Genomic DNA, 19,566 nt, shown 5'->3' with positions numbered 1-19,566 from the left:
GAGATGACCGTCTCCCGCTATGCCGACGCTCTCCGCGCGACCCTCGACGCCCACTCCGACGACGTCCGCGAACGGCTCGCATTCCTGGGCGATGTCGCCCGAGCGCAGGGGGATCGCGACGTGATCGTCGAGGTGTTCGTCGATGATGATGCCGAGGGTCCCTTCGACGTCTGGGCCCGCATCGACGGTTTCAACGCCTTCGAGCTCGAGCCGTTGCTCGGCGATCGGCGCCATCTCTTCGGCGTCACGTGGCTCGAGGACGGCTGGGAGCCCTCGGTGCCCGACGCACCGCGGGGATGGTCGCGCGACCGACTGCAGGAAGCGGTCATCGACACGGTCGCGAGCTGGCTCTCCGACCTCCTGCCGGCCGATCGCGCCGCGTTCGAGTGGACGGTCGAGTCGCCGGACGGATCGAGCGATCCCCGCCCGCTGCCCGTGCTGGATTCTCCCGGGAAAGCGGAGGCCTCCGCTCGGTAGACTGTGAGCACCGCGCGGGAGTGGTGGAATTGGCAGACACGCAGGATTTAGGTTCCTGTGCCTCAGGGCGTGTGGGTTCAAGTCCCACCTTCCGCACAAGACGGACGCAATCGAGCGTTCGACTGCACGACCGCCGCATCATCGCACCACGACGGGACCCTCATGCATCACGCCGCGCTCATCCCCTGGCTCGACCCGGCTACGATCATCGGCACAGCGGGCCCATGGGCTCTCCTCGTCGTGTGCTTCATCGTCTTCGCCGAGACCGGGCTCCTCGTCGGCTTCCTGCTTCCCGGTGACACGCTGCTCGTGATCGCGGGACTGCTCTCCCACCCGCTCGCGGGGTCGGAACACGGCGTCTTCGGTATCAACGTCTGGTTCGTCGCGCTGCTGATCGGTCTCTCGGCCTTCATCGGGGGTGAGGTCGGCTACGTGATCGGCCACAAGGGCGGCCCGGCGGTCTTCGAACGCAAGGAGTCTGGCCTCTTCAGCAAGAAGAACGTCGAGCGCACGAACGCGTTCTTCGAGCGATTCGGCGGCATCACCGTGATCCTCGCCCGGTTCGTTCCGATCGTGCGCACCTTCGCGCCCGTCGCCGCCGGTGTCGGGCACATGCCCTGGCGCAAGTACACGCTGTACAACCTCATCGGCGCCGTACTCTGGGGCTTCGGCCTCACGATGTTCGGATACGCGATCGGCTTCATCCCGCCCGTCGCCCACTTCGTGGAGAGCTACATCGACCTGATCCTGCTCGCCGCGGTCGGCGGTACGGCATTGGTCACGCTCTGGCACTACCTCCGCGAACGCTACAAGGCGAAGAAGGAGGCCGAAGCCGGGCACGACGTCGTCACCGACGCGACCGAGGCGCAGGCCCTCACGCTGGATCCCGAGGTCTTCGACCGCGCCCCCGACCTGGACGGCGACGGCAAGCACTGACCGCCGTCAGCTCGCCTTCTTCTTGGCGGGTGCCTTCTTCGCCGGAGTGTTCTTCGCCGACGGCTTCTTCTCGTCGGCATCCTTCGCTCCGGAATCCCCTCCGGCCGCCTTCGCGCGCTGTTCCTTCGACTTCGCGACGCTGGCTCGCAGCGCCTCCATGAGGTCGATGACCTCGCCGCCCTTGTCCGCTCCGTCGGACTCGCCGAAGGTGTCGGCGACGTCGAAGCCCTCACCGGCGTCGATCTTGGCGTCGATGAGCGTGCGCAACTCCTTCTGGTACTCGTCGACGAACTCCTCGGGGTCGAAGTCGCTCGAGTAGCTCTCAACGAGCGATGCCGACAGTTCGAGCTCCTTCTTCGAGATCGACACGTCCTCGTGCAACGCCGGGAAGTCGACCTCGCGCACCTCGTCGGCCCAGAGCAGCGTCTGCAGCACGAGCACGTCCCCGCGCACCCGCAGCGCCGCGAGGCGGGTCTTCTGGCGCAGGGTGAAACGCACGATCGCGGTGCGGTCGCTCTGCTCCAGCGTCTTGCGCAGCAGCACGTAGGCCTTGGGCGACTTGGAGTCCGGTTCGAGGTAGTACGGCTTGTCGAGGGTCAGCAGATCGACCTGGTCGGTGGGCACGAACTCCACCACGTCGATCTCGCGACTCTTCTCGGAAGGGAGGGCGGAGAGATCGTCCTTGGTGAGCACGACGGTGTGCCCCTCGTCGACGTATGCGCGATCGATGTCGGAGTAGGCGACCGTTTCGCCGCAGATCTCGCACGTGCGCTGGTAACGGATGCGTCCGCCGTCCTTGTCGTGCACCTGATGCAGCGGCACGTCGTGGTCCTCGGTGGCGGAATAGACCTTCACCGGCACGTTGACGAGCCCGAACGTGACCGCGCCCTTCCAGATCGTTCTCATGACCCCAGTGAACACCAGCGGCACCGGGCGAGGCCAGCCCTTGACTACGCTGGCCCCATGGTCGTCGACGGTCGGATCGTGCAGGTCGAGGCACGACGCCTGCGCGTGACCAACCTCGACAAGGTCGTCTACCCCGAGACCGGCACGACGAAGGGCGAGATCTTCGCCTACTACACGGCCATCGCCCCGCAGCTCCTCCCCCTTCTCGCCGGCCGGCCCGTCACGCGCAAGCGCTGGGTCGAGGGGGTCGGAACGACAGATGCTCCGGCCGACGCCTTCTTCACGAAGCAGCTCGAGCGCGGCGCGCCCGAGTGGATCCCCCGTCAGGCGATCGCGCACTCCGACGGCCCGAAGGAGTACCCGCTGGTCGAAGAGGTTCCCACCCTGGTCTGGCTGGCGCAGGTGGCCGCGATCGAACTGCACGTGCCGCAGTGGCGGTTCGGGGCCGATGGGCTTCCCGGGCACCCCGACCGTCTGGTGCTCGACCTCGATCCCGGCCCCGGCGTGGGCCTCGCCCAGTGCGCGGTCGTCGCTCGGCTCGCCCGCGGCATCCTCACCGGGATGGGGCTCGATCCGATCCCGGTGACGAGCGGCAGCAAGGGCATCCATCTCTATGCGGCGCTTCCGGGCGAGCAGACGAGCGCCGAGGTCTCGATGGTCGTCAAGGAACTCGCGCGACTCATCGAGAACGAACACCCCGACCTCGCGACCGCAACCATGTCGAAGGCGGTGCGGGGCGGCCGCGTCTTCCTCGACTGGAGTCAGAACAACGGCAAGAAGACGACGATCTCGCCGTACTCGCTCCGCGGCCGCGCACGGCCGTGGGTGGCCGCTCCGCGCACCTGGGACGAACTCGACGACCCCGATCTCGCGCAACTCGACCTCGACGAGGTGCTGGAGCGAGCGGCATCCGGGATCGACCCGATGACGGTGCTGCACCCCACGGATGCCCCGGCCCCGAGCGCGCCCACCACACCGTCTGCAGCCAAGGCCGAGCGACGTCGGCACCGTAGCCGCGGTGCCTCGCCCGTCACAATCGACGCGGAGGCGACGCGCCCGGCGTTCGAGCCGATGCTCGCCGAGCACGGCACCCCCGCACTCGCCCGCCGCCTCGGTGACCCCGCCTGGGCGGAGGTGAAGTGGGACGGCATCCGCGCTCTCGGGACCTGGGAGAACGGGCGGATGCGCCTGCATGCTCGCCGCGGCACCGACATCACGGCGCGCTACCCCGAGCTTACGAGCGACGGCGCCCCGTTCCTGCCCGCGGCGGACGCGGTCGTCGACGGCGAGATCGTCGCCTTCGACCACGACGGCCGCCCGAGCTTCTCGCGGTTGCAGGACCGCATGCACCTCACGCGGGCTCGCGAGATCGAACGCGAGGTGGTGCGCACGCCCATCGTGTACATGCTGTTCGACCTGCTACGTCTCGACGGTCACGACCTCACCGCCCTGCCCCTGCACCAGCGGCGCACCCTGCTCGACGACCTGATCACCGATCTCGATGCACCGGTACGGATCCCGCCGGTGTTCGACGATGTCGATGCCGCCCTCGCCGCCAGCGACGACTTCGGACTCGAGGGAGTCGTCGTCAAGGACCGCGACTCGCGCTACCGAGCGGGCACGCGCTCGCCCTCGTGGCTCAAGCTCAAGCACACCCGGATGCAGGAGACGGTGATCGTCGGCATCCGTCCGGGCAAGGGCGATCGCGAACGCACGCTCGGTTCGCTCCTGCTCGCGGTGCACGACTCCCCCGGCTCGCCTCTGCGCTACGTCGGCCGTGTCGGCACCGGATTCACCGATCGCATCCTGCACGACCTCCTCAGCTCCCTCGAGCCGCTGCGCACGAGGACCGCGCCTCTCGACGGCGTCCCGGCCCCCGACGCTTCCGACGCGCTCTGGGTGCACCCGGAACTGGTCGGCGAGGTGGAGTTCGCGAACTGGACACCCGACGGCATCCTGCGGCATGCGCGCTGGCGCGGGCTGCGGCCGGACAAGTCGCCCGACGAGGTCGTGCGCGAGAGCTGACCTCAGGCGTGATGCGGTTCGCAGTCCGACTGCTCGGCCGGTTCGATCTGGAACGTCGAGTGCTCGACGTCGAAATGCTCGGCGAGGCACCCCTGCATCTCGGAGAGCAGCCGGGCAGATCGGCCGTCGGCGATCACCGCCGGGTCGACCAGCACGTGAGCGCTGAAGACCGGAGCGCCGCGGGTCAGTTGCCACACGTGCACGTCGTGCACACCGACCACTCCGTCGTAGCCGAGCAGGTGCATGCGGATGTCGGCCACGGCCATCCCCTTCGGCGCCGACTCGGAGAGCACAGAGAACACCTCGCGCAGCAGCGAGATCGCCCGCGGGATGATGAGGATCGCGATGAACATCGAGGCGATGGCATCCGCCGGCATCCACCCGGTCGCCACGATCACGATCGCCGCGACGATCACGGCCGCCGACCCGATCAGATCACCCATCACCTCGAGGTACGCCCCGCGCACGTTGATGCTCGTGCGCTGGGCGCGGCTGAGCAGCCACATCGAGACCGCGTTCGCCAGGAGTCCGACCACCGCGACCGCGAGCATCAGCGGTCCGGCGACCTCGACCTCGCCCGGGTCGAGAAGTCGTCCGACCGCCTCGAACCCCACCCAGCCCGCGAGAAGGATGAGGATGATCGCGTTGATGAGCGCACCGAAGACCTCGGCGCGCTGATACCCGAACGTGCGTCGGTCATCGGCGGGGCGCGCGGCGACCGCCGCGGCGATGAGCGCGATCACGAGCGCGGAGGCATCCGTGAACATGTGCGCGGCATCGGCCAGGAGCGCCAGCGAACCGGTCAGCAGCGCCCCGACCACCTGCACCACCATGATCGTCGCGGTGAGGCACAGCGAGATGGTCAGAAGGCGCTTGTGGCCCGCGGAACGGATGCCGCCGGCGGCGGGAGCGTGATCGTGCATACCTCAAGGCTAGAGGCGGAATCAGCCGTTCAGGCGCGATTTCCCTAGTCGGGAAGGGTAACGAGAACCAGTCTCATCACCCGCTCCTCGTGGGGCGCTCAGAGGTCGGCGAGCAGCGGCGCCAGCTCCTCGAACGCGCGGGCACGATGCGACTGCGACTGCTTCTCGTCGTCGGTGAAGTCGCCGACCGAGCGCGCCTCTCCCGCCGGCTGACCGTCGGGGATGAAGATCGGGTCGTACCCGAACCCGCCCCCGCCGGAAGCGGTGTGCGCGAGTCGCCCGGGCCAGATGCCGGTGACGACCTCCTCCGTGCCGTCGGGCGAGACCAGCGCGATGGTCGAAGTGAAGTGCGCGGCGCGGTGCGGGTCAGCGATGTCGCGCAGCTGATCGAGCAGAAGTTCGAGGTTGGCGACAGCATCCTTCTTCTGCCCCGCCCAGTACGCCGAGAACACCCCCGGAGATCCGCCGAGCACGTCGACGCAGATCCCCGAGTCGTCGGCGAGGGCGGCGAGGCCGGTGTGCGCGGCTGCGGCACGCGCCTTGATCAGGGCGTTCTCGGCGAAGGTCACGCCGTCCTCGACTGGTTCAGGGCCGTCGTAGCCGACCACCTCGAGATCGGGGCGCACCCGGGCGACGATCTGCTGGAACTCGGCGACCTTGTGCGGGTTGTGCGTCGCCAGGACGACCTTCATGCTCACTCCGCCGCCAGCGCGGCGATCTGCCGTTCGGTGAGGGTCGCGCACCCGTCGACGCCGAGCTGGAGCAGCGCGTCGAGCTCGCGCTTGTCGAAGGGCGCGCCCTCGGCGGTTCCCTGCACCTCCACGAAGAGTCCGCGGCCGGTGACGACGACGTTCATGTCGGTCTCCGCACGGACGTCCTCGACGTATGCCAGATCGAGCATGGGCTCACCGTCGATGATGCCGACCGATACAGCGGCGACCGAGTCGAGCAGCGGAGTGGAGTTACGGCCGATGAACTTCTTCTCGCGTCCCCACTCGATCGCGTCGGCGAGTGCGACGTACGCGCCCGTGATCGCGGCGGTGCGGGTCCCCCCGTCGGCCTGGAGCACGTCGCAGTCGATCACGATCGTGTTCTCACCGAGCGCCTTGGTGTCGACCACCGCGCGCAGCGCGCGGCCGATCAGGCGGGAGATCTCGTGCGTGCGCCCGCCGATGCGGCCCTTCACGCTCTCGCGGTCGTTGCGGCTGTTCGTGGCCCGCGGCAGCATGGCGTACTCGGCGGTCACCCACCCCTTGCCCTTGCCGGTGAGCCAGCGCGGCACCCCGTTGGTGAAGGATGCCGTGCACAGCACCTTCGTGCCGCCGAAGCTGATCAGCGCCGACCCCTCGGCTTGCGAGCTCCATCCGCGCTCGATCGTGACCTCGCGGAGCTGGTCGGTGGAGCGGCCGTCGGCGCGCACGATGTCAGACATGGGCTTCCTTCGTTTCGGAGAGAGGATGCCGCTCAGCGCGGCTCGGAAAGGGAGTCGGGCAGGGGGATGACGCCGGTCTGGACGAGTTGCACGTCGCGCACCTCACGACCCATCAGGCGGTTCGCGAGCGCGGTGAAGTCAGCGGCAGAGTCGCCGGTGGCCTCGTACACGTACCGGGCGGTCGCATCGGGCGGGGCGAGCAGGTCGCCGCGGACGAGCTGGCGGTAGACGTCGCCGGCCGTCTCGTCGTCGCTGGAGACGAGCGTGACGCCCTCCCCCATGACGTAGCTGATGGCACCGCGCAGGAACGGGTAGTGGGTGCAGCCGAGCACGAGGGTGTCGACCCCCGCCTCGCGAAGCGGCGCGAGGTACTCCTCGGCGACCGCCAGCACCTCCGGGGTGCCGGTGATACCCGCCTCGACGAACTCGACGAAGCGCGGGCAGGCCGCCGTGAACACCTGCAACCGCTCGTTGACCTCGAGCATGTCCTGATAGGCGCGCGATCCGATCGTGCCGACGGTTCCGATCACGCCGATGCGGCCGTTGCGGGTCGTCGAGACGGCTCGCCGCACGGCGGGTCCGATGACTTCGACGACCGGAACGTCGTACCGCTCCCGCGCATCGCGGAGCATGGCCGAGGATGCCGTGTTGCAGGCGATCACGAGCATCTTCACGCCCTGGTCGACGAGCGTGTCGAGCACCTCGAGCGAGTAGCGGCGCACATCGGCGATCGGCTTCGGCCCGTACGGCGAGTGGGCGGTGTCGCCGATGTAGACGAACGACTCGCGGGGCAGCTGGGCGCGGATGGCCCGCGCCACCGTGAGCCCGCCGACACCGGAGTCGAAGATACCGATCGGCGCGTCGTTCATGACTCCCCAGCCTAGTCGCGGCGACAGGGCCGCAGGTGAGACGCGCTCACTAAACTGAGCGCATGACCTCGTCGACGGCGCTGCTCACCGACCGCTACGAACTCACGATGCTCGCCGCATCGCTGCGCGACGGGACGGCCTCGCGCCCGAGCGTGTTCGAGCTCTTCTCCCGCCGCCTGTCGGGCGGACGCCGGTTCGGGGTCGTCGCCGGCACCGGGCGCCTGCTCAGCCTGGTGCGCGACTTCCGCTTCGGCGACGACGAGTTGCGCTTCCTCCGCGACAACGACGTGGTCGATGCGGCCTCGCTCCGCTACCTCGAGGACTATCGGTTCACGGGGTCCATCCGCGGCTATCGCGAGGGCGAGCTGTACTTCCCCGGCTCCCCCATCCTCACGGTCGAGGGCAGCTTCGCGGATGCCGTCGTTCTCGAGACGCTGGCGCTGAGCGTGCTCAACCACGACTCGGCCGTCGCCACGGCCGCCTCGCGCATGAGCATCGCGGCCGGCGAGCGCCCCCTCGCGGAGATGGGATCGCGCCGAGCCGCCGAGCGGTCGGCCGTCGCCGCCGCCCGCGCCGCGTACATCGCCGGCTTCCGGTCGACGAGCAACCTCGAAGCCGGGCGCGCGTGGGGCATCCCGACCATGGGTACGGCCGCGCACTCCTGGACCCTGCTGCACGACAGCGAGGAGGAGGCGTTCCGCTCGCAGATCGACAGCCTCGGAACGGATACCACCCTGCTCGTCGACACCTACGACATCCGCACCGGGGTCGAGACGGCGATCCGGGTCGCCGGGACCGGCCTCGGCGGGGTGCGCATCGACTCCGGCGACCTGCCGATCGTGGCGGCCGCCGTGCGCGAGCAACTCGACGGTCTCGGAGCGACCGCGACCCGCATCACGGTGACGAGCGACCTCGACGAGTACGCCATCGCGGCCCTCGCCGCGTCGCCGGTCGACGCCTACGGCGTGGGGACGTCGGTGGTGACGGGATCGGGGTATCCGACCGCGAGCATGGTCTATAAGCTCGTCGCCCGACAGGATGCCGCCGGCTCCTGGATCGGAGTCGCCAAGGCTTCCGCCGACAAGGCATCGCACGGCGGACGCAAGGCCGCGTTCCGGCGCCTCGACGACGGCGTCGCCACTGCGGAGCAGGTTCTGGTCGCCGACGGTTTCGAGGAGCTCGACGCGCCCGCGTCCGCCGTCGAGGGGCGACCTCTCCAGGTCACGTTCATCGACAACGGCGAGATCGACTCCGCGCACGAAGGCGCTGAGGGCACGGCATCCGCCCGCGAGCACCACCTCCGCGTCCGCGAAGAATTGCCGGTGCGCGCGCTCGCGCTCAGCAAGTCCGACCCGGCGATCCCCACCGTCTACACCGACGTGGAGTGAGGTCGCCCATGCACGCTCAGCGCGTCATCGACTCGTAGATCTCCTTGCACGTCGGGCAGATCGGGAACTTCTCGGGGTCGCGCCCCGGCGTCCACCTCTTGCCGCAGAGTGCGCGGACCGGCTTGCCGGTGATCGCCGACTCGAGGATCTTGTCCTTCTTGACGTAGTGCGAGAAACGCTCGTGGTCGCCCGGCTCGAGGTTCTCCTCTCGGAGGAGCTCTTCCAGTTCGCGATCAAGCGTTGCCACGCCGCCCTGATCGGGGCTGTCCAGCGGAGTACTCATCCCGTGAGTCTAGCCGCGTGCAGGCGTGCGCGGGGCGGCGTCACGCGGTCTCGACGAACTCCATGAGGCGTTCACCGCTGCGCTCGAAGATGAGGCCGCCGACGACCGCTCCGATGACGAACACACCCACGCCGGTGCCGAGACCTGCCCAGAACGTCGTCAGTGCCTGCTGCTCCCCCGACAGGAGGTTCGAGGCGAAGAGCCAGATCACCGGGCCGCTCACGAGGATCGCTCCGAGGAAGGCGATGGCCGGGCCGTAAGCACCACGCGACGTCGGACGCTGCGGCTGCTGGAAGGGGCTGTCGCCCGGACGCGAGACCGCGTACGGCGCGACCACCGACACGATGCTCGACAGGCCGAGAGCCGACAGCAGGAGACTGGATCCGAGGCCGATCAGCGGCAGCAGCAGGTGCCAGTCGTCGATGACGACGAGCGTGAGCGGAACGGCGATCGCCAGGACCGGAACCGAGACGAGCAGAACCGGAACCAGTCGGCCGAGTCGATCGGGCAGGCCGCGCACACCGCTGGCGACGTGCGTCCACAGGGCCGTCGAGTCGTAGGCGACGTCGTTGTGCGGCAACCACCCGAAGAACAGCGCCATGACCGGGACCGGCACCAGGGCCGCGATCTCTAGCGGCACCCCGGCGACCAGCAACGGAAGCACGGTGAGGACTCCGGCGACCGGCACGACGATCACGTTGACGATGTACCGGCGGTCACGGAGCCAGTACACGAGGCTGCGGGAGGCGATCGCCCCGAAGGCGGTCGACGGCAGGAGGGCGAACCACCCGAGACCGGTGCGCTCTCGCGCGGCCACGGGCCGCTCGGTCGTCGTCAGCAGACGGCGGACGAGCCACTCCCACACCGCCCAGAGTGCAGCGAGGGTCGCGACGGCGATGAGGACGACGAGCCACGCCGTAGAACTCTCGGGCGCCTGGAACAGCGCGCCGGGCGCCGCTCCGAGCGGAGTGAGCGAGATCACGCCCGTCAGGGAGATCAGGGATGCCGGCACCTCGCCGTCCCAGCGGAACGATGCGAGGAACACGGCGACCGGGAACGCGACGACGAGCAGGGCGAGCACGAACAGCGCGGTGAGCTCGCGCGAGCGCCGCTCGGGGAGCAGGAGGGCGTTGATCGCCATCCCGATGCGTGCCACGAGCACGGTGCTGATGATTCCCGCGAGCGTCATGCCGACCACGAGCGGCCACGGTGTGCCGAGCCGAAGGGCCACGATGCCGACGCTGAGATAAACGGCCAGGAGAGCCAGGCTCGGCACGCTGATCAGGGAGGCGACGACGAGGATCCACGGCATCTGCCGCTCGTCGACGCCGAACACGGCGAAGCGGCGAGGGTCGAGCTGATCCGCGGCCCCCACGAGGATCGGGCCGATGAGGAAGCCGAGCAGGATCGCGGCGCCACCGAGCACGGTGACCGTGCGGGCGACTCCGAGCGGTGCGTCCGCCAGGCTGAGCACCGACGTGCACACGACGGCCGTGATCGCCACGACCACGAGGAAGGACAGGATCGACCGCGCCCGGCGCTCGCCACGCAGCGATCCGAGCAGAAGGGCGAGCCTCAGTCGGAGAACGTGTGCAGCCACTCGAGCCCCTCCACCTCTCCGATACCGCCGGAGAGCTCGACGAAGCGCGCTTCGAGCGTCTGGCCCGCCCGCACCTCGTCGATCGTCCCCTCGGCGAGCACCTCGCCGTCGACGATGATCGCGACCCGCGAGCACACCCGCTCCACGAGATCCATTCCGTGGCTCGAGAGGATGACGGTTCCGCCGTGCGCGACGTACGCCCGCAGGATGTCGAGGATCACGGCGGAAGAGACGGGGTCGACCGACTCGAAGGGCTCGTCGAGCACGAGCACGCGCGGCGAATGGATCATCGCGCCCGCGAGCATCACCTTCTTCGTCATACCCGCCGAGTAGTCCGAGACCACGCGCCCGAGCGCATCACCCAGGTCGAAGGCGCGCGCGAGATCCGCGACGCGCTTCTCGATCACGTCGGAGGCGAGGCCCCGCAGGAGGCCGTAGTAGTAGAGGAGCTGGCGACCGGTGAGGCGGTCGAACGTGCGCAGGCGATCGGGGAGGACACCCATCACCCGCTTCGCCGCCTGGGAGTTCTTCGCCTGGTCGATGCCGCAGATCACGACGCTTCCGGCATCGGCGCGCAGCAGCCCCGCGATGATCGACAGGGTCGTCGTCTTCCCCGCTCCGTTGGGTCCGACGATTCCGTAGAAGGAGCCCGCCGGCACGGACAGGTCGATGCCGTGCACGGCGCGATTGTCACCGAAGTGCTTCACGAGTCCGCGAATGTGCAGCGCCTCGGCATCCGAGGCGGCGGGGGCGGGTGGCTGGGAAGCGGCGGCGGGTGCATCGGACACCGTGGCCGCAGGCTCCACGGCCGCGGACTCGACGGCCGCGGTGTCGACGATCGGCTTTTCGACGGTCGCCTCCTCGACGATCACCTCCTCGACGCCGACCTCTTCGACGCCGACGGGCTCCTCGACCGCGACCGTGTCGACCACGGCCTCGGCCGGGTCGATCCGTGTCGGCTCGATCGTGACGGGAGCCTGCGCCTTCGGTTCGGCGACCTCGGCGGCCTGCGCTGCCGCAGCCTTGGCAGCGGCGGTCTTCGCGGCAGCCGTCTTCGCGGCCGTCGTGCGGGTCGATGCCGCACGGGATGCGGCGGTGCGAGCCGTCGACTTCGCCGCCTGTGCTTTCGTGGCCGCGGTCTTGGCCGCGGCGGTCTTCGCGGCAGTGGACTTCGCCGCCGCCGTCTTCGCCGCGGCGGTCTTCGCAGCAGTGGACTTCGCCGCGGCAGCGGTCTTGGCGGCCGTGGTCTTCGCAGCCGTCGTGCTCGCGGCGGTCGTCTTCTTCGCGGTCGCCGTCTTCACCGCGGTAGTCGTCTTCGCTGCGGTAGTCGTCTTCGCTGCGGTAGTCGCCTTCGCCGCGGTCGTCTTCGCCGCAGTCGTCTTCGCGGGTGCGCGCGTCCCCGTCGTCCGTGCCGCGGTCGCCGGGCGCGCAGGCGCCTTCTTCCCCGCCGTTCCCGTCGTGGCGACGGGCTCGATGACGACGTCGGTGTCCGTGGCCGCCTTCTCCGCCGCGGCCTTCGTAGCGGCCGGACGCTTCGCCGATGTGCGCGCGGCGGAGGTCTTCGACGCGGCGGGCTTACGCGCCGTGGAGGCCTTCTTCGCCGCGGAGGAAGACGCGGATGCCCGCTTCGACGTCGCCGTCCGCTTCTCCGGGGTCGCCTTCGATTCGGTCGTGGGGTCTTCCGCCTTTTCGGGGCGGTCGTCGGGGGAAGCAGTCACGGGTTCTACGGTATCAACGCGAGCAGACATCCCCAGGGTCGAGCGCAACATTCACCCTGACAATCACCCGTCAGTCTTCCCCGACGTCGACCCTGGGTATACGGTGTGGACTGGGTCACGAAACGGCAACGGGAGCCTCGAGACCCGGTGTTTCCCAGGGTCCATCGCTAGCATGAACGCGGCACGACGAAGTGTCCGGCTGGTTAACCGGCCATGAACACACCTTCCAAAGGAGCACTCGTGACTCTTCAGACCGTCATCCTCGCAGCCGGCATGGGCTCGCGCCTGGGCCGTTCGCTGCCCAAGCCGCTCACCGAACTCGGCGACGGCCGCACGATCATGCGCCAGCAGCATGACAACATCCGCGCCGCCTTCGGCACCGACGCGCGCATCACCACCGTGGTCGGCTACCGCGCCGAGACCATCATCGAGGCCTTCCCCTCGGCCAACTACGTGCACAACGAGCGCTACGACGAGACCAACACCTCGAAGAGCCTCCTGCGCGCCCTCGCCGCGACCGGTCGCGGCGGCGTGCTGTGGATGAACGGCGACGTCGTCTTCGACCCGATGATCCTCGGCCGCGCGGCCGCCTACATCGAGCGCGACCAGTCGTTCGTCACGGTCAACACCTCCAAGGTCAGCGACGAAGAGGTGAAGTACACGGTCACGGCCGAGGGCTTCATCAAGGAGCTGTCGAAGACCGTCACCGGCGGTCTCGGCGAGGCCGTGGGTATCAACTACATCTCGTCGACGCAGAAGAAGGCGTTCATGCGCCAGCTGCAGCGCGTCGACGACCAGGACTACTTCGAGCGAGGCCTCGAGCTCGCGATCGCCGAAGACGGCCTGCTGCTCGAGCCGATGGACGTCTCCGACCTGTACGCGGTCGAGGTCGACTTCGCCGAGGACCTCGAGCGGGCGAACCTCTTCGTCTGACCGTCTGAGCCTCTGCAACGACGCCGGGAGCCGCACCCTCTGAGGGTGCGGCTCCCGGCGTTTTCGCGGTCACCGTTCCTAGGATCGTGGCATGGCCCCGAAGGTGCACAAGATCCACTCCCTCCCGGACGACGCCCCGTGGGACAAGGGCATCCCCCCGACGGGATCGAGCGAGCATCCGTTCGTCGTGCGCGGTCTCGATCGCGTGCTCTCGATCCAGCGCCCCCTGGTGCTCGCGCACATCCGCAGCATCCGCCTGCGCAACCCGCACGCCACACCCGCTGAGATCGTGCGGATCCTCGAACGCCGATACCTCGCCGCCGTCACCACCGGAGGCGCGGCGGTCGGCGCCACCGCCGTGGTCCCGGGGATCGGAACCGGCGTGACGCTCGCGCTCTCCGGCGTCGAGACGGTCGGCTTCGTCGAATCGACCGCGCTCTTCGCGCAATCCGTCGCCGAGGTGCACGGCATCGCCGTCGCCAACCCCGATCGTGCTCGGGCACTCGTGATGACCCTGATGCTCGGCAAGGAGGGCGTCGACCTGGTCGGCCAGCTCGCCGGACAGGTCGCTGGCCGCAGCGGCACGCGCAACGCCTATTGGGGCGAGCTCGTGACGAAGTCGCTCCCCCGCGCCGCCGTGGGCCCGCTCGTCGACCAGCTCAAGAGCATGTTCGTGAAGCAGTTCGCGGCGCGGGGCGGCGCCTCGTTCCTGGGCAAGGCCCTGCCCTTCGGTGTCGGCGCGGCGATCGGCGGAGCGGGCAACCACATCCTCGGGAGGCGCGTGCTGACCACCTCGCACCGCGCGTTCGGTGCCGCTCCCCTTGATCTGCCGCGTGAGCTCGAACCCGTCCCCGGCGCCGAGAAGGTCGAGCTCCGCATGCTCCGCGGGGCGCGCTATGCGGGTTCCGCGGTGGCGGGTGCGGCCGGCACCGCCGCGCGCGGAGTGGGGTGGGCGGGACGCAAGGTCGGCGAGTTGACCAGCCGCCGCATCCGCACCCGCACGAACGGGGAGATCGAGTCCGATTCCACCGCGCGCGGTGGGCATGAACTCCCCGGGAACTCGAGCTCCGACGGTGCGCCGCGCTGAACGGACAGAGAGCACCTCACCAAAGGATCGGGCCACCCGTTGTGGCGAGCATCCAACAGGCCGGGCCGTGGCGACGATAGTGTGGAATCCGTGACGGACAAGCCCGACCTCTTTACCACCGCCGGCAAGATCGCGGATCTGCGCGCTCGCTACACCGAAGCCGTCGTCGACGCGGAAGCGAAGGCGAAGGAGAAGCAGCACGCCAAGGGCAAGATGACCGCCCGCGAGCGCATCGAGCTGCTCGTCGATCCCGGTAGCTTCGTCGAGTTCGACGAGTACGTGCGCCACCGGACGACCGCCTTCGGCATGGATCGTTCGCGCCCCTACGGCGATTCCGTCGTGACCGGCGTCGGCACGATCAACGGCCGCGCGGTCGCGGTCTACTCGCAGGACTTCTCGACGTTCGGCGGCTCGCTCGGCGAGGTCGCCGGCGAGAAGATCATCAAGGTCATGGAGTTCGCCCTCGCGGGCGGCATGCCGTGCATCGGCATCCTCGACTCGGGTGGAGCGCGCATCCAGGAGGGCGTCGTCGCTCTCGGGAAGTACGGCGAGATCTTCCGCCTGAACACCCGCGCCTCCGGTGTCATCCCGCAGATCTCGATCATCATGGGCCCGGCGGCGGGCGGCGCGGTCTACTCCCCCGCACTCACCGACTTCGTGATCATGGTCGACAAGACGAGCCAGATGTTCGTCACCGGCCCCGACGTCATCAAGACGGTCACCGGCGAGGACGTCGGCATGGAGGAGCTGGGCGGCGCGTACACGCACAACACCCGCTCCGGCGTCGCGCACTACCTCGCGGAGGACGAGGACGACGCCCTCGACTACGCACGCACGCTTCTCGGCTTCCTCCCCGACAACAACATGGCCGAGCTCCCCTCCTACGAGGGCGTCTTCGAGTTCGAGACGACGGATGCCGACCGCTCGCTCAACACGATCATCCCGGACTCGGCCAACCAGCCGTACGACATCCACACGGTGATCGAGCACGTCGTCGACGAGGGCGACTTCCTCGAGGTGCAGCCGCTCTTCGCGCCGAACATCGTCATCGGTTTCGGTCGCATCGAAGGCCGCTCGGTCGGCATCATCGCCAACCAGCCCTCGCAGATGGCCGGAACGCTGAACATCGAGGCCGGCGAGAAGGCCAGCCGCTTCGTGCGCTTCTGCGACGCGTTCTCGATCCCGATCGTCACGCTCGTCGACGTGCCCGGCTACCTCCCCGGCACCGACCAGGAGTGGACGGGTGTGATCCGACGCGGTGCCAAGCTGCTCTACGCGTACGCCGAGGCCACGGTGCCGCTGGTGACGGTCATCCTGCGCAAGGCCTACGGCGGTGCGTACATCGTGATGGGTTCGAAGCAGCTCGGTGCCGATGTCAACCTCGCCTGGCCGACCGCCGAGATCGCGGTCATGGGCGGCCAGGGCGCCGTGAACATCCTCTACCGGGGCGAGATCAAGAAGGCCGAGGAAGCCGGCGAAGACGTCGCCGCCGTGCGCACCCGCCTCGCGAACGAGTACACCTACAACGTCGCCTCGCCGTTCCTCGCCGCCGAGCGCGGTGAACTCGACGGCATCATCGAGCCGGCGAACACACGCGTCTCGATCGCCAAGGCACTCCGCGCTCTGCGCGGCAAGCGCGCCGAGCTGCCGCCGAAGAAGCACGGGAACATCCCGCTGTGAGCGACGAGAGGGACGAGCGCCCGGCGCTCGAGATCATCCGCGGTTCGGCGACCGAGGAGGAGCTCGCCGCACTCATCGCGGTGGTCAGCGACGCCTACGCCGCCGAGGAGTCGGATGCCGTCGCCGAGGAGCCCGTCATGTCGGCGTGGACGCGCACCCAGCGTTCGTTGCGCACGCCCCTGCGCCGCGACATCCCCTGGGGCCGCTTCGCCGGCTGAGCTCCGCCGGGCTCTTCCGCTGCGCGTCGCGGCTCAGCGCGCGAAGCGCAGCGTGACGAGCTGGAAGGGCCGCAGCGACACTTCGACGCCCTCCTCGGCCGTCGTGATCGCCGCTCGCGGGATCTCGCGCTCGAGCAAGTCGGTCTCGACCACCGATCGGAAGTCGAACGACGGGTTCAGCGCCCCCTCGGCCCGGCCGCCGTGCGCCTCGTACAGCCGGACGATCACGTCGCCACTGCGATCCTCCGCGAGCTTCACCGCCTCGATCACGATCGCGTCGGACGACACCGCGAACGGCGGAGCGACCGGACCCGCACCGCGGAGGGAGCGCGCCGGCAGATTCACCCGGTACCCCTCGCGCACGGCATCCGCGATCCCGGCATCTGGCCGGACTGCGACGCGGAAGGCGTGCCGGCCCTGATCGGCCTCGGGATCGGGGAACAGCGGCGCCCTCAGCAGGGAGAGTCGCACCGTCGACGCCGTGCCTCCGCACTCGCGCGGTGAACGGGTGATGTCGTGACCGTAGGTCGAGTCGTTCGCGATCGCGACCCCGAAGCCCGGCTCGCCGACGTGCACCCACCGGTGCGCGACCGTCTCGAAGCGGGCGACGTCCCACGACGTGTTGGTGTGCGTGGGCCGGTGGACGTGACCGAACTGGATCTCGGATGCCGCACGATCGCTGTGCACGTCGAGGGGGAAGGCGAGCTTGAGCAGCTTCTGGCGTTCGTGCCAGTCCACGATCGTCTCGATGTCGAGGCTCCGGGATCGCCCCTCCAGCGTGAGGATCTGCGTGATGCGCGAGGAGCCGAACACCCGCTCGATCCGCACGACGGCCGCGGTCGGATGCGCGACGACCTCTATCGACACGGCATCGGTCAGCTCGACGGCGTGCCGTCGATAGTGCTCGTCGATGTCCCAGGCGTCCCAGGCCGTCGGGGTGTCCCGGTGCAGCGTCAGCAGATTGCCACGCTCCCCGGTCGGTATCGTCTCGCGTCCGGTCGCGCGCACCTGCAACGATGCGACGAGCCCGTCCGCATCCACCACGACCCGCAGGTGCTCGTTCTCGAGCACGATGTCGTCGCCCCGGCGTGCGATCCGCGCCGACTCCGGTGGCTGCTCCAAGACTCCGACGGCCAGCCCGAGCGTCCCTCCCGACGGGTACGGGCTCGCGTTGGCGGCCAGCTCGACGTCTCCGGCGCCCGCGACGACCTCGAGGGCAGCACCGATGAGCCCGTCGAGCGTCTCGAGCACCTCGGCGTAGCGACGCTCGGCCTCGCGGTGCACCCAGCCGATCGAGCTGCCGGGGAGGATGTCGTGGAACTGCTGCAGGAGCACGGTCTCCCATGCCTCCTGCAGAGCCTCGTAGGGATAGTCCGCCCCCGCGAGCGCCGCACTCGTCGCCCACAGTTCGGCCTCGCGGAGCGCGTGCTCGCTGCGCCGGTTGCCGCGCTTGGTGCGCGCCTGCGAGGTGTAGGTGCCCCGATGGAACTCGAGGTACATCTCCCCCGACCACACCGGCGGGTTCGGGTACTCGGCCTCGGCCGTCTCGAAGAAACGTCGCGGATCGGAGAGGGTCACGGTCGGTGAACCCTCCAGCGACCGCAGGCGTGCGGCGGCCGCGAGCATCTCCCGCGTCGGCCCTCCTCCCCCGTCGCCGTACCCGAACGGCACGAGCGAGCTGTTCGCCGCACCCTTCTCGGCGAACTGGCGCTCCGCGCGGGCGAGGTCCGGGCCGGAGAGCTGCGAGTTGTACGTGTCGACCGGCGGGAAGTGCGTGAAGATGCGGGTGCCGTCCAGACCTTCCCACGTGAAGGTGTGGTGGGGCATCGTGTTCGTCTCGTTCCACGACATCTTCTGCGTCAGCATCCACCGCGATCCGGCGGCCCGCGCGATCTGCGGCAGCGCGGCCGAGTAGCCGAACGAGTCGGGCAGCCACACGTCGAGGGGCTCGACGCCGAACTCCTCGACGAAGAAGCGCTTGCCGCGGACGAACTGGCGCGCGAGGGCCTCGCCTCCCGGCATGTTCGTGTCGGATTCGACCCACATCCCGCCCGCCGGGTGGAAGCGCCCGGCGGCGACCGCGGCGCGCAACCGTTCGAACAGCTCCGGCTGAAAACGCTTCATCCAGGCGTACTGCTGCGCGGACGAGGCGGCGAACGAGAACTCGGAGTCCTCCCCGATCAGCGAGAGCACGTTCGAGAACGTGCGCGCCACCTTGCGCTGCGTCTCGCGCACCGGCCACAGCCACGCGGAGTCGATGTGGGCGTGCCCGACGGCGTGCGCCGAGTGCGCAGAGGCGGATGCCGGGCGCCCGAGCACCTCGGAGAGAGCGGCGCGCGCATCGGCTGCGGTACCGGCGACGTCGTCGGGATCGGTGGCGTCGACCGCGCGCTCCAGGGCGCGCAGGATCTCGGCTCGGCGGGAGGAGCTCTCCGGGAGTTCCGCGCGCAGGCCGTCGAGCACGGCAAAGTCCTGCACCAGCTCCCAGACCGTGAGATCGAGCACGGCGACATCGGCACGGCGCAGTTCGTACAGCGGTTCTTCGCCGGCGGAGCCCCACTCCCCGAGCGGTGTCGGACGGAAGTCGCGGAACCCGTCGCCCACGTCCGGGTTCGCCGCCGCCTCGAGGTACAGCTCGATCGGGTCGCCCGGGGCGCCGTCGAGGGGTACGTAGGCGTTCCGCGGCTCCACCGCCTTGACGATCGACCCATCGGCCCGGTACACCGTCCCCTCGGCCTGGAAGCCCGGTTGAGCGCCGTGGAAGCCGAGGTCGAAGACGAGCTCTGCGCGCTGGTTCGGCTCCGTGACCGGGATCGTTCCGCTCACCCGCAGCCACATCGTGCTCCAGGCGCGCCCCCACGGGGAGCCGACGGCGAACGGGACGTACGCCTGCTCGACCGCCCCCGCGAACGGCACGGGTTCGCCCGGGACCACCCAGGCCTCAAGCGAGAGCTCCTGCGCACGCGCGTAGAGCGCGGGCTCGAGGCGTTCGCGGACGAATCGACGGATGCGTGCTTCGACCAGCGAGGAGTTGTCGTGCATGACGGAGATTCCGATCGACGGCGACGGGGAACTCCCGTAATACTACATC

The 19,566-nt window shown here is 69.4% G+C and carries 17 protein-coding genes and 1 tRNA gene; 9 read left to right on the top strand and 9 right to left on the bottom strand.

What is annotated here, in order from left to right; genetic code table 11:
* Positions 1–3 precede the first annotated feature (3 nt).
* The 3 genes from ACFY9N_RS13290 to ACFY9N_RS13280 all read left to right on the top strand — a co-directional run bounded on the left by ACFY9N_RS13290 (position 4) and on the right by ACFY9N_RS13280 (position 1,413).
* On the top strand, positions 4–477 hold the full coding sequence (locus ACFY9N_RS13290; protein ID WP_391479173.1) for a DUF6389 family protein: 474 nt from the start codon (positions 4–6) through the stop codon (positions 475–477).
* A gap of 14 nt (positions 478–491) precedes the next feature.
* Positions 492–573: transfer RNA gene (locus tag ACFY9N_RS13285), tRNA-Leu, on the top strand.
* Between the two features lie 66 nt (positions 574–639).
* Complete coding sequence (locus tag ACFY9N_RS13280) at positions 640–1,413, top strand: DedA family protein (protein ID WP_391479172.1); 774 nt, start codon at positions 640–642, stop codon at positions 1,411–1,413.
* A 6-nt stretch (positions 1,414–1,419) separates the two neighbouring features.
* On the opposite strand, the gene ACFY9N_RS13275 is transcribed toward ACFY9N_RS13280, so the two are convergent.
* Positions 1,420–2,319 (bottom strand): Ku protein, encoded by a 900-nt coding sequence (locus ACFY9N_RS13275; RefSeq protein WP_391479171.1) that lies wholly within the window; start codon positions 2,317–2,319, stop codon positions 1,420–1,422.
* 57 nt (positions 2,320–2,376) lie between these two features.
* On the opposite strand from ACFY9N_RS13275, the gene ligD reads away from it, so the two are divergent.
* Positions 2,377–4,344: a non-homologous end-joining DNA ligase gene (ligD, locus tag ACFY9N_RS13270; RefSeq protein ID WP_391479169.1), complete on the top strand. Its 1,968-nt coding sequence runs from the start codon at positions 2,377–2,379 to the stop codon at positions 4,342–4,344.
* Positions 4,345–4,346: 2 nt separating this feature from the next.
* On the opposite strand, the gene ACFY9N_RS13265 is transcribed toward ligD, so the two are convergent.
* From ACFY9N_RS13265 to murI, 4 genes are all read right to left on the bottom strand, one after another.
* Positions 4,347–5,267, bottom strand: coding sequence for a cation diffusion facilitator family transporter (locus ACFY9N_RS13265; RefSeq protein ID WP_391479168.1), 921 nt, complete (start codon positions 5,265–5,267; stop codon positions 4,347–4,349).
* Positions 5,268–5,365: 98 nt separating this feature from the next.
* Entirely contained in the window at positions 5,366–5,959 is a 594-nt protein-coding gene (rdgB, locus tag ACFY9N_RS13260; RefSeq protein WP_391479166.1) for an RdgB/HAM1 family non-canonical purine NTP pyrophosphatase, read from the bottom strand.
* A gap of 2 nt (positions 5,960–5,961) precedes the next feature.
* Positions 5,962–6,699: a ribonuclease PH gene (rph, locus tag ACFY9N_RS13255; RefSeq protein WP_247624797.1), complete on the bottom strand. Its 738-nt coding sequence runs from the start codon at positions 6,697–6,699 to the stop codon at positions 5,962–5,964.
* Between the two features lie 32 nt (positions 6,700–6,731).
* Entirely contained in the window at positions 6,732–7,568 is an 837-nt protein-coding gene (gene murI / locus ACFY9N_RS13250; RefSeq protein WP_391479165.1) for a glutamate racemase, read from the bottom strand.
* A 62-nt stretch (positions 7,569–7,630) separates the two neighbouring features.
* Between murI and ACFY9N_RS13245 the strand changes: the two genes are divergently transcribed.
* A complete protein-coding gene (locus ACFY9N_RS13245; protein ID WP_391479163.1) occupies positions 7,631–8,956 on the top strand; it encodes a nicotinate phosphoribosyltransferase in 1,326 nt (441 codons plus the stop codon).
* A gap of 16 nt (positions 8,957–8,972) precedes the next feature.
* Here the strand turns inward: ACFY9N_RS13245 and ACFY9N_RS13240 are convergent, their stop codons facing one another.
* The 3 genes from ACFY9N_RS13240 to ACFY9N_RS13230 are packed head-to-tail and all read right to left on the bottom strand — an operon-like array spanning position 8,973 to position 12,557.
* Positions 8,973–9,239, bottom strand: a complete 267-nt coding sequence (locus ACFY9N_RS13240; protein ID WP_391479162.1) for a DUF3039 domain-containing protein — start codon at positions 9,237–9,239, stop codon at positions 8,973–8,975.
* Between the two features lie 40 nt (positions 9,240–9,279).
* Positions 9,280–10,839, bottom strand: coding sequence for a hypothetical protein (locus ACFY9N_RS13235; protein WP_391479161.1), 1,560 nt, complete (start codon positions 10,837–10,839; stop codon positions 9,280–9,282).
* The gene (locus ACFY9N_RS13230; protein WP_391479159.1) at positions 10,815–12,557 is read right to left on the bottom strand and encodes an ABC transporter ATP-binding protein; all 1,743 of its coding nucleotides are present in this window, start codon (positions 12,555–12,557) and stop codon (positions 10,815–10,817) included. The genes ACFY9N_RS13235 and ACFY9N_RS13230 overlap by 25 nt, the downstream gene beginning before the upstream one ends.
* A gap of 240 nt (positions 12,558–12,797) precedes the next feature.
* Here ACFY9N_RS13230 and ACFY9N_RS13225 point away from each other — a divergent pair, with 240 nt between their 5' ends.
* From ACFY9N_RS13225 to ACFY9N_RS13210, 4 genes are all read left to right on the top strand, one after another.
* Entirely contained in the window at positions 12,798–13,490 is a 693-nt protein-coding gene (locus ACFY9N_RS13225; protein WP_391479158.1) for an NTP transferase domain-containing protein, read from the top strand.
* A 91-nt stretch (positions 13,491–13,581) separates the two neighbouring features.
* Positions 13,582–14,577: a hypothetical protein gene (locus ACFY9N_RS13220; RefSeq protein WP_391479156.1), complete on the top strand. Its 996-nt coding sequence runs from the start codon at positions 13,582–13,584 to the stop codon at positions 14,575–14,577.
* 90 nt (positions 14,578–14,667) lie between these two features.
* On the top strand, positions 14,668–16,257 hold the full coding sequence (locus tag ACFY9N_RS13215; RefSeq protein WP_391479155.1) for an acyl-CoA carboxylase subunit beta: 1,590 nt from the start codon (positions 14,668–14,670) through the stop codon (positions 16,255–16,257).
* The gene (locus ACFY9N_RS13210) at positions 16,254–16,475 is read left to right on the top strand and encodes an acyl-CoA carboxylase subunit epsilon (protein ID WP_391479153.1); all 222 of its coding nucleotides are present in this window, start codon (positions 16,254–16,256) and stop codon (positions 16,473–16,475) included. The genes ACFY9N_RS13215 and ACFY9N_RS13210 overlap by 4 nt, the downstream gene beginning before the upstream one ends.
* 33 nt (positions 16,476–16,508) lie before the next feature.
* On the opposite strand, the gene ACFY9N_RS13205 is transcribed toward ACFY9N_RS13210, so the two are convergent.
* Positions 16,509–19,517, bottom strand: coding sequence for an alpha-mannosidase (locus tag ACFY9N_RS13205; RefSeq protein ID WP_391479152.1), 3,009 nt, complete (start codon positions 19,515–19,517; stop codon positions 16,509–16,511).
* Positions 19,518–19,566 lie beyond the last annotated feature (49 nt).

The sequence above is a fragment of the Microbacterium sp. NPDC008134 genome (assembly GCF_042957055.1).
In the GTDB taxonomy this organism is placed as follows: domain Bacteria; phylum Actinomycetota; class Actinomycetes; order Actinomycetales; family Microbacteriaceae; genus Microbacterium.
The sequence above is the reverse complement of the archived record's forward strand: the minus strand, read 5'-3'. Positions and strand labels throughout refer to the sequence as shown.